This window comes from Nocardia sp. NPDC051750 (assembly GCF_044453135.1).
GTDB lineage: Bacteria > Actinomycetota > Actinomycetes > Mycobacteriales > Mycobacteriaceae > Nocardia.
The window spans coordinates 524,132-537,900 of record NZ_JBITCK010000007.1 but is presented as its reverse complement, the minus strand read 5'-3'; the positions used below and the strand labels follow the sequence as shown (position 1 = coordinate 537,900).

At 68.2% G+C, this 13,769-nt stretch carries 11 protein-coding genes; 4 read left to right on the top strand and 7 right to left on the bottom strand.

Annotated elements, in window-relative coordinates; all coding sequences use genetic code 11:
* Positions 1 to 150 precede the first annotated feature (150 nt).
* Positions 151 to 1,410: a CynX/NimT family MFS transporter gene (locus ACIA75_RS30390; RefSeq protein WP_397110073.1), complete on the bottom strand. Its 1,260-nt coding sequence runs from the start codon at positions 1,408 to 1,410 to the stop codon at positions 151 to 153.
* A 65-nt stretch (positions 1,411 to 1,475) separates the two neighbouring features.
* Between ACIA75_RS30390 and ACIA75_RS30385 the strand changes: the two genes are divergently transcribed.
* On the top strand, positions 1,476 to 2,144 hold the full coding sequence (locus ACIA75_RS30385) for a FadR/GntR family transcriptional regulator (RefSeq protein WP_397110071.1): 669 nt from the start codon (positions 1,476 to 1,478) through the stop codon (positions 2,142 to 2,144).
* Positions 2,145 to 2,349: 205 nt separating this feature from the next.
* Complete coding sequence (locus tag ACIA75_RS30380; protein WP_397110069.1) at positions 2,350 to 3,840, top strand: MFS transporter; 1,491 nt, start codon at positions 2,350 to 2,352, stop codon at positions 3,838 to 3,840.
* A 61-nt stretch (positions 3,841 to 3,901) separates the two neighbouring features.
* On the opposite strand, the gene ACIA75_RS30375 is transcribed toward ACIA75_RS30380, so the two are convergent.
* The 3 genes from ACIA75_RS30375 to ACIA75_RS30365 form a co-directional block, all read right to left on the bottom strand.
* A complete protein-coding gene (locus ACIA75_RS30375; protein ID WP_397110067.1) occupies positions 3,902 to 4,756 on the bottom strand; it encodes a TIGR02569 family protein in 855 nt (284 codons plus the stop codon).
* Between the two features lie 361 nt (positions 4,757 to 5,117).
* The gene (moeZ, locus tag ACIA75_RS30370) at positions 5,118 to 6,299 is read right to left on the bottom strand and encodes an adenylyltransferase/sulfurtransferase MoeZ (protein WP_397110064.1); all 1,182 of its coding nucleotides are present in this window, start codon (positions 6,297 to 6,299) and stop codon (positions 5,118 to 5,120) included.
* A 254-nt stretch (positions 6,300 to 6,553) separates the two neighbouring features.
* Positions 6,554 to 7,621 carry a DUF3152 domain-containing protein gene (locus tag ACIA75_RS30365; RefSeq protein WP_397110062.1) on the bottom strand — a complete coding sequence of 356 codons (1,068 nt, stop codon included), beginning with the start codon at positions 7,619 to 7,621 and terminating at the stop codon, positions 6,554 to 6,556.
* A gap of 230 nt (positions 7,622 to 7,851) precedes the next feature.
* Between ACIA75_RS30365 and ACIA75_RS30360 the strand changes: the two genes are divergently transcribed.
* Entirely contained in the window at positions 7,852 to 8,508 is a 657-nt protein-coding gene (locus ACIA75_RS30360; protein ID WP_397110060.1) for a TetR/AcrR family transcriptional regulator, read from the top strand.
* 53 nt (positions 8,509 to 8,561) lie between these two features.
* Here the strand turns inward: ACIA75_RS30360 and ACIA75_RS30355 are convergent, their stop codons facing one another.
* From ACIA75_RS30355 to ACIA75_RS30345, 3 genes are all read right to left on the bottom strand, one after another.
* Positions 8,562 to 8,789, bottom strand: coding sequence for a DUF3107 domain-containing protein (locus ACIA75_RS30355; protein ID WP_397110057.1), 228 nt, complete (start codon positions 8,787 to 8,789; stop codon positions 8,562 to 8,564).
* A gap of 326 nt (positions 8,790 to 9,115) precedes the next feature.
* On the bottom strand, positions 9,116 to 9,814 hold the full coding sequence (locus ACIA75_RS30350; RefSeq protein ID WP_397110055.1) for a ferritin-like fold-containing protein: 699 nt from the start codon (positions 9,812 to 9,814) through the stop codon (positions 9,116 to 9,118).
* 41 nt (positions 9,815 to 9,855) lie between these two features.
* Positions 9,856 to 10,923, bottom strand: a complete 1,068-nt coding sequence (locus ACIA75_RS30345; RefSeq protein ID WP_397110355.1) for an alpha/beta fold hydrolase — start codon at positions 10,921 to 10,923, stop codon at positions 9,856 to 9,858.
* A gap of 659 nt (positions 10,924 to 11,582) precedes the next feature.
* Here ACIA75_RS30345 and ACIA75_RS30340 point away from each other — a divergent pair.
* Positions 11,583 to 13,394 (top strand): DEAD/DEAH box helicase, encoded by a 1,812-nt coding sequence (locus ACIA75_RS30340; protein ID WP_397110352.1) that lies wholly within the window; start codon positions 11,583 to 11,585, stop codon positions 13,392 to 13,394.
* The last annotated feature ends 375 nt before the right edge of the window (positions 13,395 to 13,769 follow it).

The following is a 13,769-nucleotide window of genomic DNA, read 5'->3' as shown; positions in this document are numbered from 1 at the left end:
GCTTGTTAACTCGGTGTCACAGAAGCGTTTCCGGGCGTCACGAAATGCCCATTCTCACCGGGAAGCGCGGTGAGGGCCTGCGGAAATGATGACCTGCGTCACTGCCGGACGCAACTCGGCGGGAGAATCGGCGCCGCGGACGCGAACCGCTCAGGGCGCTGCGGGGCTGTCTTCCAGCAGCCGCGGTTTACACGCCTGCCACGCCCCGATCAGCAGCACCACCACCGAGACAGCGAGCAGCGCGAACGGTGCCGTCCAGCCGCCGGTCGCGGTGTGCAGCATGCCGAACACCAGGGGTCCGATACAGGCCAGCGCGTAACCGACGCCCTGGGTGAACCCCGACAGGGCGGCCGATCCGGCCGGAGTCCGGGTTCGCAGATTGATCAGCGTGAGCGCCATCGGGAAGGTACTGGGGCCCAGCCCGAGGATGACCACCCACAGCACCGGTGCACTCATCGGCGCGATCAACAGACCGGCGAAGGCCACGAGGAAGCACACCGCGCAGCCCACGGCCACCGGGAAGGGGTTGGTCATCCGGGCCGCGACGGTCGGCGCCGTCAAGGCCGCTATCAGGCCCATGAGCGCGAACAGCGCGACCATCGAACCGCCGAAAGCCGCGTCCGCACCGGCGTCGGACAGGATGGTCGGCAACCAGGTGAACACCGAATAGGTGGTCAGTGAGGTCATCCCGAACATGGCCGACATTCCCCAGGCCAGCGGCGAGCGCCACAACTTCGGGGCCGGCCCGGAGGTGGCGGGCAATCCGGTCGTATCCGCCGCGGCGTGACCCCGCCGAACGCGCAGCACACCGATCCAGGGCACGGCGGCCGCGAAGCCGAGCAGCGCCCACACACCCAGCGAGACCCGCCACCCGTGCGCCTCGGCCAGCGGGACCGCCACCAGTGCGGGAAGAACGGTGCCGATCTGCACCATCGTGATGTAGAGCGCGCTCACCGTGGCGACACGGTCGGGGAAATAACGCTTCACCAGTGGCGGGACCACGATATTGCCGATACCCATGCCGCCGAGCGCGAGCGCGGAGAAGAGCAGCAGGCCGGCGGTCTCCGAGACCAGCACGCGGGCGAGCATGCCCACGCCGGCCGCGGTCATCGCCAGCAGCACGGTCCACTCCAGGCCCAGGTGGCGCGCCAGCAGTGGTGTCAGCAGCCCGGTCAGCGAGAACATCAGCGTCGGGATCATGCCGAACACGCCGACGACCGCTGTGGAGTAGCCGATATGTTCGCCGATCTCCTCGGCGAGTGGAGTGAACGCGGTGACGGCCACCCGGAGGGTGAGCGCGGACATGATGATCGCTGCGAGTACCAGGAGCCGGCCCTCGATGAGGCTGCGACGCCGGCCCACAGAGGGCGGGTCGGCCGGACGGGTGGCCTCGGGCAGCGCTGCAGTCACCGAAAAATCATAGGATGACCCCACGAATGGGGCAAGGGAGTTGTGACGGGCGGTACTCTGGCGACGTGCAAAGCGTTCGCCGCACCAGCCTCATCGCCCAGGTCACCGAGCAACTCAAAGAGGATATCCGCTCGGGACGCTGGCCGATCGGGACGCGGATACCCACCGAGCCCGAACTCGCCGAACTGACCGGTACCGGCCGCAATACGCTACGCGAGGCCGTCCAGGCGCTGGTGCATGCCGGCATGCTGGAACGGCGGCAGGGTTCGGGTACCTATGTCATCGCCACCTCCGAGGTCGGGGGCACCCTGGCCAAATACTTCGGTGAGGCCGCCGAACGCGACGTCCTGGAACTGCGCCAGGGACTGGAGGCCACCGCGGCGGCGCTGGCCGCGCACCGCCGCGACGAATCCGATATCGCCGCGCTGCAGCATCTGCTCGAGGAACGAAACCGGCTGTGGCGCATCGATCGGGCGGCGGCCATAGAAGCAGATGTGCAACTGCACCGCGCGATTGTGGTCGCCAGCCACAACGCGGTGTATCTGGAGTTCTACGATTCCCTGCTCGGCTGTATCGAATCGTCGATCCGTTCGCGCACCGCCCGGCTCGACAACTGGTACAGCGCCGAGCACACCGAACTGGTGCAGGCGATCACCGACGGTGACGCCGAACGCGCGGCCAAGACCACCCGCTGCTTCCTCGACGCTCTGCTGGCCGACTATCCCGACCGCTGACGGTTCCAACGACGTTACGTATCGATCACCCGCGTATTCCGCGCCCGTGAGCGGGATTTGTGCCGATCGTCATAGCGCGCTATTCCGTTGAAACACCCGGCTTCTAGCGTTTCCTCACGTCACAACACCGCACTCGACCACCCGGCCGCCGCGCCGGGCACCCCGGTTCCGGCGGGGATATCGAGCCATGACGAGAGGGGCGCCGATGACCGCGATAGTCGACACCGGCCGGCAAACACCCGAGACAGCAACATCTTTCACCCACCAGCGCCGCGGGCGCTGGATCGAGCAGTGGGAACCGGACAACGAGCGGTTCTGGGAATCCGGCGCCGACCGCACCGCCCGCAAGAACCTGATCTTCTCGGTATTCGCCGAGAACCTGGGCTTCAGCATCTGGGTCATCTGGGCCAGCGTCGTCACGAGCATGGGCGCCGCCGGATTCCCTTTCCTGGAGGGTCTGGGCAGCGGTAACCCGGTGGCGGTGAGCAACGCGCTGTTGCTCACTTCCATTCCGACACTTGTCGGTTCGGCCCTGCGTATCCCCTACACCTTCGCCATCCCCCGTTTCGGCGGGCGGGCCTTCACCGCGTTCAGCGCGGGCATGCTGCTGATTCCCACCCTCGGCCTGGTGTTCTTCGTCAACCAGCCCGGCACTCCGATGTGGGTTTTCGTGCTGCTGGCCGCCCTATCGGGATTCGGCGGCGGTAACTTCTCCTCGTCGATGGCCAATATCTCGTTCTTCTTCCCGGACGGAAAGAAGGGCGCGGCCCTGGGCATCAACGCTGCCGGCGGCAACCTCGGCGTGGCCCAGACCCAGCTGCTCCTGCCGCTGCTGATCACGCTGGGCACCCATCTCACCGCGAAGGACGCGGCCGGCTACCGGTTCGGTATCACGCTGTCGGTGCTGGTCTGGATGCCGTTCATCCTGGCAGCCGTGTTCGGGGCACTGCGCTATATGGACAGCCTGTCCACCGCGAAATCCGACGGCCGCTCCTACAAACTCGCCCTGACCAACCGGCACACCTGGGTGATGGCCTTCCTCTACATCGGTACCTTCGGGTCGTTCATCGGCTTCTCGTTCGCGTTCCCGACCCTGATCAAAGCCAACTTCCCCGACCTGGCGAATATCGGCTGGATCAGCACCATCGGTAACCTCGCCTTCCTCGGTGCCTTCGTCGGCTCGTTCTCCCGGCCCTTCGGTGGCTGGCTCTCGGACAAGCTGGGCGGCGGCGCGAAGATCACCATGATGGTGTTCGGCGGAATGGCGATCGCCGTGGCCCTGATCATGGCCGCGCTGGAGATGAAGAGTTTCCCGCTGTACCTGCTGGCCTTCCTGGTCCTGTTCGTGCTCACCGGTATCGGGAACGGGTCCACCTACCGGATGATCCCGTCCATCTTCAGCGCGGAGGCCAAGAAATATGCCGCCGAACACGGGATCGAGCCCGCCGAATCGGCCGCCTCGGCGAAACGGCAGGCCGGCGCGGCGATCGGAGTTATCGGAGCCGTCGGCGCGTTCGGTGGATTCGTCCTGCAGCAGGCCCTACGCCTGTCCAATACGAACTTCGGCACCATGGAACCGGCCTTCTGGGCCTATGCCGGGGCGTTCCTGGTGATGGCCGGAGTCACCTGGTGGTTCTACCGCCGGACCTCGTTCGCCGCGGCCCGGATCCCGTCCCTGGCCTACGCCAACGTGTGACGAAACCCGATATGCGAAGGGCCGGCCGGTACCTACCCGACCGGCCCTTCCGCATACCCGGTTACACCATGAACCGGACCATATCGGCGGTCCGCACCAACCCCGGCAGCGCCTCCGGCGTCGAGCGCGGATGCAGCACATGCACCGCCAGCCGGAAGATCACCGCACGCAACAACATCTGCGGCCACTCGGGCAGATCGGACCAGCGCTCGAGCAAGCCCTCGTCGGCGCCACCCCAGGACAGCGCATCCACCACGGTCACCCCCGCGGCCCAGGCCGGCGGCCGCCAGTACGGAGTGATATCGGTCAGTGCCGGGGTCTGCGCGCCCGCGAACAATACGGTGCCGAAGAGGTCGCCGTGCACGAGCTGCGCGGGGGTGTGCACCGTTTTGCGCAGGGTGGCCAGCTGTCCGATCAATTCGAGACTGTGCCGGCCGTCCGGGGAGTTCTCCATCACCGCGCCCGCCGCGCGTAACGTACGCAGCGGCACCGCCTCCCAGGCCGCCCGGTCCGCGGCCACGAAAACATCCACGTCCAGCCACGGCGTCACCGGCGGCTGGGACAGGAACCGCGGCCGGTCCAGGGTCGCGGTTGCTTTGTGCAGCCGCAGAGATACCGAGACCACCTCGTCGTGACGGGGTTCCGGCGACCCCGGCATATAGGTGTCGCAGCGCCAGCCCGACACCACATACCGCCCGTCGGTGGCCCGCACCGGCCGCGCCAGGCGCAGACCGTCCACCCGCAGGCTTTCCCGTATTTTCGCCGACCACGCGGCGCGGGCGTGATCGGCGACGGGGCTGAGCACCACGTCACCGAGGCGCCAGCCGCCCTCCCAATCGCCGAGAGCGACCGGGCTCATCTCGCGCAGACCGAATGTGGCCCGCACATGCTCGGGGGGTTCGACTGTGGTGGTCACGGCCGTACCGTACTCCCGGGGCCCAGCCGCTACAGTGCGCCACACCGGGCCGTAGCCGTGCCGCGACACGCCGATCCGGCCCGCCGGAACCTCGCCGCCGACCCAAGCATTGCCGAGCCGGGGGCGCGGCCAGGGACACCGAGAACGGGCACCGATGAACCCGGACCGGCGCGCTTCACGGCGGCCGGTAATCGCCCCTTCGGCAGCTCCTGACTCGCTCACCTACAGGGCGATACGCCGCTCCGACGGTGTTCGCGTCCGACCATGGGAGACGCCTGCCGAATCGGGCACGGTGGCCTCGGCAACGATCCGGCGCGGCTTCGCATCACCGGGCCGGGCCCACCGCCCACATCCGGCCGACTCAGTACACCGGCAGTGAGGGATCCACCTGGTGCGCCCATGCGATCACGCCGCCCTGGAGGTGGGTCGCGTCGGCGAAACCGGCCCGTTTGAGCGCCGCCAGCGCCTCGGCCGACCGGACTCCGGTCTTGCAGTGCAGCACGATCTTGCGGTTCTGTGGCAGTTCCGATAGCGCTTCACCGGAAAGGATCCGGTCCTTCGGGATCAGCGTCGCGCCGTCGATATGGACGATGTCCCATTCCACGGGTTCGCGCACATCGATCAGTTCCACATCGCCGGCGTCGAGCATGTCCTTGAGTTCCCGCGCGGTGACGGTCGACCCGGCCGCCGCGGCCTGGCCCTCCTCCGACACCACACCGCAGAACGCCTCGTAGTCGATCAGCTCGGTGATCGGCTGCCGCGCCGGATCACGGCGCAGTTTGATCGTCCGGTAGCTCATATCGAGTGCGTCGTACACCATGAGCCGGCCCAGCAGCGGATCCCCGATACCGGTGAGGAGCTTGATCGCTTCGGTGACCATGACCGAGCCGATGGAGGCGCACAGCACCCCGAGCACACCGCCCTCGGCGCAGGACGGCACCATGCCGGGCGGCGGAGCCTCCGGGTAGAGGTCGCGGTAGTTGATCCCGCGGTTGTCCGGGGCGTCCTCCCAGAACACCGAGACCTGCCCCTCGAACCGGTAGATCGATCCCCAGACATAGGGCTTACCGGCCAGCACCGCGGCATCGTTGACCAGATAACGGGTGGCGAAGTTGTCGGTACCGTCGACGATCAGGTCGTACTCGGCGAACAGCTGTACCGCGTTCTCCGGTTCCAGCCGGATCTTGTGCAGGCGCACATCGATCCCGGAATTGATCTCCAGAATCGAATCGCGGGCACTATCGGCCTTGGGCCGGCCGATATCGGATTCACCGTGGATGACCTGCCGCTGCAGATTCGAGGCATCCACCTCGTCGAATTCGACGATGCCCAGCGTCCCCACCCCGGCCGCGGCCAGATACAGCAGGGCCGGCGAACCCAGCCCGCCCGCACCGATCACGAGCACCTTCGCGTTCTTCAGCCGTTTCTGCCCGTCCATCCCGAGATCGGGGATGATCAGGTGGCGGCTGTACCTGGCGACCTCGTCCTTGGTCAGCTCCGCCGCGGGCTCCACCAGCGGGGGCAGGGACTTCGGTGATGACACGTCTGCGAACTCCTCGTATCGAATAGCCGGGTTGCGGTGTGCGCGGCTGTACGGACGGCGGCCCGTGGCCGATGCGGCAACCGGTCGCACCGGCGTCGGTTCCGGGTACAACGCGGCCGCACCGAGCATTCTTCCCGCGACCCGCCCGCACCCCGCGCCCGGGCTCGACCGCAGCCCCGCACCCCGGCTGTGCCGCGGCACTTCGCCAGGTTGTGCGGGCCCCGGGCGCGGCCGCCGTCCCGCGCGTCGGAGGCTCAGCCGCGCGGATACGGCCACGGGTTGAACCGGCAGGTTCTCCCGTCCATCGGCACCACGCCGAAGGGGTCGAGAGCCGCGATCTCGTTGTTCGCCGTACCGAAGGTCTGCTGCATCATCACCGGCGCCAGACCGCCCTCGCTCTCACACGGCTGATGCGCGTGATAGCCGATGGCATGGCCTACCTCGTGGTTGACCAGGTACTGCCGATACGACCCGATATCCCCGTCGAACGCCGTCGCCCCGCGCACCCAGCGCGCCTCCGACAACACCACCCGGGCCTGGTCGGAGTTGTAGCAGGACGAGTCGATCGGGATCTCGAAACCGCAGGCCGTGCGCGTGGTGGTGCGGGCGGTGAGCGAGATCCGGAAATCCGGAACCCCGCGGTCGATGCGCTGGAACGCGAACTTCCGGTCGTGGATCCAGCTCTTCGGGTTGCCGAGGGTGGATTCGACGAGCCGCGCCACGGATTCGTCACCGCCGTACTCCCTGGTGTCGACCCCGTTCTCGATTTCGACCGTATAGGTGAAGGTGAACTGGTCCCCCGCGCCGATCCGTTCGGACCCGCCCGGAACGATCCGCCAGTTACCCTTCCCGGCTTCGGTGAACTTCCCGCCGGCCGGTAGCACACCGATCGGCAGATCCTCCGGGAAATGCCCGTCACCGGGCGGGGCACCGATAACCCCGGCACTCGCCGGGGGCGGCCCCAGTGCGCCCAGCGCCGGGTCGGCGGGATCCGCCGGCGTCCCCGACCCGGCCCGGACCGCATCGACCGCCACGAAGACGGTGAGCGCCAGCAACACCGGCAGGGCATACGCGCGCCAGCCGTAACGCGCGGCGAAATACCGCAGGCGCGCCCACCCACCGGCCGGTCGGGACCGCGCCGCGGCCGGCGGGGTCGCGGTAGGATCCCAGCTCGCGCTCAGTGGTTGCCGGGACTCATCCACTCGCGCGACCGCGGACCCGGCCTCGGCCGCCGTCTGCTGCTCGGCGACCGTGCGGTCTGGATCGTGGGGGCGGTGCGCGCTGCGCCCGCCGCCGGAAGAGCTGTCCGGTCGGTCGGTCACGCGGTCCACACTCTCACAGGGCCGCCGGACCGGGGACAACGGCGGTGCTCGAGGGGGCGTCCGGGCGTCCGGTCCGGACCGATCGGCAGGGTGTTCCCAGCGCACCGCGCAGATCGCGGTCGATCTCCGGGTTCGCCGACCCGGGTCGGCAAGAGCACTGTGAGCGAGTATGGTGCTCGAAAGACCCGGTACACACCCCTTTGCCGGGGAATCGACTGGGAGATCCGAATATGACCGACCTCGTGGACCGGATGACGTCGCGCTCCTCTTCCGGCACCGCCCCCAAACGTGGCACCCGGCTTCCACGTGACGAACGACGCCAGCAGCTTCTGACCGCCGCCAGTGAGGTCTTCGTACTCCGCGGTTACCACGCCGCCGGGATGGACGAGATCTCCCAATGCGCCGGCGTCAGCAAGCCGGTGCTCTACCAGCACTTCACCAGCAAACTGGAGCTGTACCTGGCGGTCCTCCAGAATTACGTCGACATGCTGGTCTCGAGCGTGCGCCAGGCGCTGCGCTCCACCACCGACAACAAACAGCGGGTCCGGGCGGCCGTCGCCGCCTACTACGATTTCGTGGACAACGAGATGCAGGGTTTCCGCCTCGTCTTCGAATCCGACCTCACCAACGAACCCCAGGTGCAGCGCCGCGTCGAACAAGCCACCGAAGCCTGCGTGGACGCGGTATACGACCTGGTCGCCCACGATTCCGGATTGGACCCCTACCGGGCCCGCATCCTGGCCGTGGGCCTGGTGGGCGCCAGCCAGTTCACCGCCCGGTACTGGCTCGAAGCCGACCGTCCGATCCCCAAGGACGAAGCCGTCGACACCACGGTCGCACTGGCCTGGGGCGGCCTCAAGCACGTCCCACTGCATCCGATGCCGTAACGCACGAAGCCCCCGCCGATCGGCGGGGGCTTCGAAGTTTCCGGACCCTGGTCTCAGACCGCGGCGAAACCGACCTTGCCGCCGGTGACGGCGCCGATCTCCACATAGGCGACCTTCGCGGCCTGGATCAGGTACTTCCGCCCCTTCTCGTCGGCGAGCGCGAGGACCCCGCTCGTGGCGCCCAGCGCCTCGGATACCAGGGCCTCGACCTCGTCCGGGCTCTGCGAGCTGGCGATGACGAGTTCCCGCGGGCTATCCGAAATACCGATCTTGACCTCCACGGCCAACCTCCGAACCTAGAGTCCTGTGCTGTCCCCGCAAGGTTAGTGGAGCTGGGAAGCCCCGTGGCACACACCCGGGTGCGCCCTCAGCGAACAACCACACCCCGGACCCACCCACCCCGCAGGTCTCGCCGCCCCGGCAAGGCCCGATCGAACCTGCCCAGCGGCGGCGCCGAAAACACGGCGCGAGCGTTCGCGAACCGGATCCCCGCCTTCGCGAACCAGACCTCGCCTTCGCGCCGTCACGAACCGGTACGCAGGTCAACTCCGCAACGGGCACCCGACGCCTTCGTGAGCAGTCCCCGAGACCGGGGACACCGCAGGTCCTACAGCCCCAGGACCGCCATCCGCTCGGCGTGCGCCGTCTGCATGCGGTCGAACAGCGTGGCGATCCCGTTCAGATCCCCCGTCGCCGCGAGCACCAGCTCCGTCAGCTCGTCACGCTGGGCCATCACATACTGGGCCTGGGTGATCGCCTCACCCAGGAGACGCCGGCCCCAGAGCGTCAGGCGGTCGCGTTCGGAGCGGCTTGCCGCGACCGCATTGCGGACCTCGTCGATCACGAACTCCGAATGCCCGGTCTGGGCCAGCACATCGCGCACCACCTCGGCCACATCCAGGCTGAGCGCGCCGGCGATCTCCCGATAGAAATCCGCGGCGATACCGTCGCCGACGTGGAATTTCACCATCGATTCCAGCCAGGTCGACGGGTCGGTGGAACGGTGGTAGTCGTCCAGCGCGCGGGTGAACGGGGCCATCGCCGTGTACACATCGGTGCCGCGTTCGGTGAGCGCCGATTCGAGCCGTTCGAAGTGCGCGAGTTCCGCCGCCGCCATCCGGGCCACCGCGACCTTGCCGTGCAGGGACGGCGACAGCGCGGCTTCCTCGGTGAGCCGGTAGAACGCGGATATCTCGCCGTAGGCCAGCACCGCGAACAGATCGGTGACACCGGGATGCTCGGCGGGGATAGGTGACGAGGCCGGTTCACTCGGTGTAACACCCAGCGCGGATGACTGTGCTCCCATGGAACTCCAGCGTAGTACCTGCCGATGTGCGGTGACCGGGGTCACGCCGGTGTGGTGAGGAACTTGTCGAGGTAGGCCCAGGTGGTGTCGCGGGCAGTGGCACCGGTCAGGATCGCCAGATGACCACCGGGCGCGGTCTCGTATCGCACGGATTCGGCACCGGTGAGCGTGTGCAGGCCGCGTTCGACCGCCCGGGCCGGGGTGATCACATCCGACGGGCCGCCGACCAGCAGCACCGGCGCCGTGACATCGGCCAGGCGGATCCGTCCGGACCCGAAGCGGACCTCACCGCGGCCGATCTCGTTACGCAGTACCAGCCGGTTCCACAGCTGCTGGTACGTCCGGCCGGGATAGCCCGGCATCTCCGCCATGAACCGGTCGACGGCCTCCATCCGGGCCAGCGATTCGGTACGTGCCAGGTTGCCGGCCACGAACCAGGGCCGCTTGACCTCCCGATCCCAGGCGGTGAGGCGATAGGCGAGCCGGGTCAGCGGCGCCGGAACCCCGCCCACCGCGCCCAGCGCCGCACCCACGGCGGCGCCGGTCCCGGTGCGCCGGGCGAGCGCCGCCAGCTGCGGCGTGCCCGGCATCGCGTTGTAGTCCAAGGGCGACCCGATCGCGGTGATGGACCGGATCGGCAGGTCGGTGTGCGCGGCGGCCGCGAGCAGCGCCATGGTGCCGCCCAGCGACCAGCCGACCAGATCCACCCGCGGTTCCCCGTCGGAGCCGATCCGGTCGGCGGCGGTACGCCGGATGGCTTCCGGAATGATGTCGTGCACCCAGTCCTCGAACCCCATCCGGCGGTCGCCGTAGGTGATCTCGCCGTAGTCGATCACATACGGCGCACGTCCGGTCTCGAGCAGGAACTCGGCCAGGCTCTGGCCGGGCCGCAGATCGAAGCAGCTGGCCGGCGCGGCCAGCGGCGGCACCAGCAGGACCGCGGGTCGCGAACGACCACGTCCGGTGACCGGGGCGGGTTCGAACCGCCGCAACTGACGGTGCGGTTCATCCCACAGCACTGTCGCGGGCGTGGGCCGGGGCCCCTCGACACCATCGCCGAAAGTCAGGGCCCACGCGTTACGCGCGGCACGCTCGAGAGTCCGCGTCAGCTCGCCCTCGGGATCGACCGCGCGCACGGCGCGATCCGCCAGGGCAATACCTCGATCTGCAATACTCACGCAGAAATTATGGGCGTACTCCGCGACACAGGAGAGAACCGGTCCTCATGGGTCCGGATACGAGCATTCGCGTGACACGCCAGCGGCGACGCCGAACACACGAGCATTCGAGATCACATTCCGAGCCCGATCGACGGCGCCCAGTGGCGGCGCCGAGTCTTACGAGGCCCTTGAAGGTTTTGGCCCGGCCCTGATTTCAGCCCTCGAAGCGCATGCGCCGCAGGCGCGAGTCTCGAGGGCTGAAAGCAGGGCCCAAGGGGGGCCAAAACCCCGCGCGCGCCAGCGCGCCGATAACAGAGCTACAATCGCCACGGACATCCGAAGAATTCGGCCGATCCGTTGAGATCGGCGGCGCCGAGAGTCGCGCACCGCGGGTGCGCCGGGCGGTGGTCGGGAATTCTGCGGGGTCCAGGAAAATGTGCGCGCACCAGATCCGCGTCACCGATGCGCTGCGCCGATGTCCGAGCTTCGCTGCCCCGTTTGCGGGCATCTGCCGACATCCGGCGGCGGCCCGGGTGAATATCGCAGGGCGGATCCGTGGTCGTCGCGGACCGGCCGGTCCGCCCCACGCCTCGTGCGCGTGTAGCGCGATAACGAGGGAAGGCACGAACCTGAGCAAGATCACAGTCGAACCGGAACCCGGTCTGGCGGAAACTCTGCTGACAGCCGAACTGGACGCCGGTCATACCGCACCGTCTTTCACCGAATTGGGTGTGCGTGACGAAATTGTCCGCGCACTGGGTGAGATGGGTATCGAACGTACATTCGCTATCCAGGAACTCACCCTGCCGCTGGCCCTGGCCGGCGAGGATCTCATCGGGCAGGCCCGTACCGGAATGGGTAAAACCTTCGGGTTCGGGGTGCCGCTGCTGCACCGGATCAGCACGCTCGAATCCGGTACCAGCCCGCTGGACGGCACTCCCCGTGCCCTGGTCATCGTGCCGACGCGCGAACTGTGCATCCAGGTGACCAAGGATCTGGAGAACGCGGCCAAATACGTCAGCACCGAGCGCGGCCCGCTGCGGGTGACCTCCATTTATGGTGGTCGCCCCTACGATTCGCAGATTGCGGCCCTGCGCGAAGGCGTGGATGTCGTGGTCGGGACCCCGGGGCGCCTGCTGGATCTGGCCGATCAGCAGCATCTCATTCTGGGCAAGGTCGGCGTTCTGGTCCTCGACGAGGCCGACGAAATGCTCGATCTGGGCTTCCTCCCGGATATCGAACGCATTCTCAACATGGTCCCCGATAAACGGCAGACCATGCTGTTCTCGGCGACAATGCCGGGGCCGATCATCACCCTGGCCCGCACTTTCCTGACCCGGCCGACCCATATCCGGGCCGAGGAACCGCACGATTCGGCGGTCCACGATCGGACGGCGCAATTCGTCTACCGGGCACATGCGCTGGACAAGAGCGAATTGATCGCGCGGATCCTGCAGGCCGAGAGCCGCGGCGCCACGATGATCTTCACCCGGACCAAACGCACCGCGCAAAAGGTCGCCGACGAACTGGGTGAACGCGGTTTCGCGGTCGGCGCCGTGCACGGCGATCTCGGGCAGATCGCCCGCGAGAAAGCGCTCACGAAATTCCGTAAGGGCACCATCGACGTCCTGGTCGCCACCGATGTCGCCGCCCGCGGTATCGATATCGACGATGTGACCCATGTCGTCAACTATCAGTGCCCCGAGGACGAGAAGACCTATGTGCACCGGATCGGCCGCACCGGCCGGGCGGGCCGGACCGGAGTCGCGGTCACCCTGATCGATTGGGACGAGCTCACCCGCTGGGCGGCGATCGACGCCGCGCTCGGACTGGGTATCCCGGAACCGGTGGAAACGTATTCGCGGTCACCGCACCTGTTTTCCGATCTCGGCATTCCGGAGGGCGTGACCGGCACCGTCGGCACGCGGAAACCGGAGCGCGAAGCGGATGCCGTGGTGGTCGAACGGCCGGCCCGGGCGCCGCGCAAACGCAACCGGAAACGCACCCGTGGCGGTCAGGCGATCGAGCCCGGCACGGTCACAGCCGATTCCGGCACCGATACCGCGGAATCCGAGACCGGGAACGCTGACAGCTCTGCCGATTCCGGCCCCGAAGCCGGCCAGGCGGATGCCCCGGCCCGTCGGCGCCGGCGCCGGCGCCGCTCAGCGGCGGGTGACAGTGTCGCCGGTGACGAGACCGGCGGCACCGACACCGACACGGACACGGCCGAGGCTGCCGATACCGGCGTCGAGAGCACCGAGAAACCGGCCCGTCGCAGGCGCCGCCGCAAACCGGCCGGCCAGGACGCGGCGGGCGGCGAAGCACCGGCCGACGGCGACGCGGCGCCCACCGGCGACGCCGGCGATTCGGCCGGCACCGCCGACGCCACCGCGAACGGCAGTTCACCGGCGCAGGATTGATCGGCCCTCGGGGACCGGTCCAGGGCCGGCGGTCAACCGACCGCCGGCCCGATCCGTATCCGGGCTCCTGAAACAGTGCTGCGAGCACCGTCCGGACGACTCGGAAGCATCCATCGGGTGCCCCTCGACGTCGGACTCGTCTGTGGGCATCCTCGTTTCCGGCGAATTCGACCCGAGCGTGCGCGTCCTGCGCACGAGCAGCCGCCGGAGGGGTGTTCCAGGCGATCGGCGCACATCCTCGGGTGGACACCAGCTCACTTCCGCGGTCGGCCCGCGTCTGCGCGGTGAGCGCACTCCGAATTCGACGCATACTTGCGTGTCCTGGGCACCTCCGGATCCGCTCCGGGCGGGCGCGGGCTGCGGACGATCGCCCCG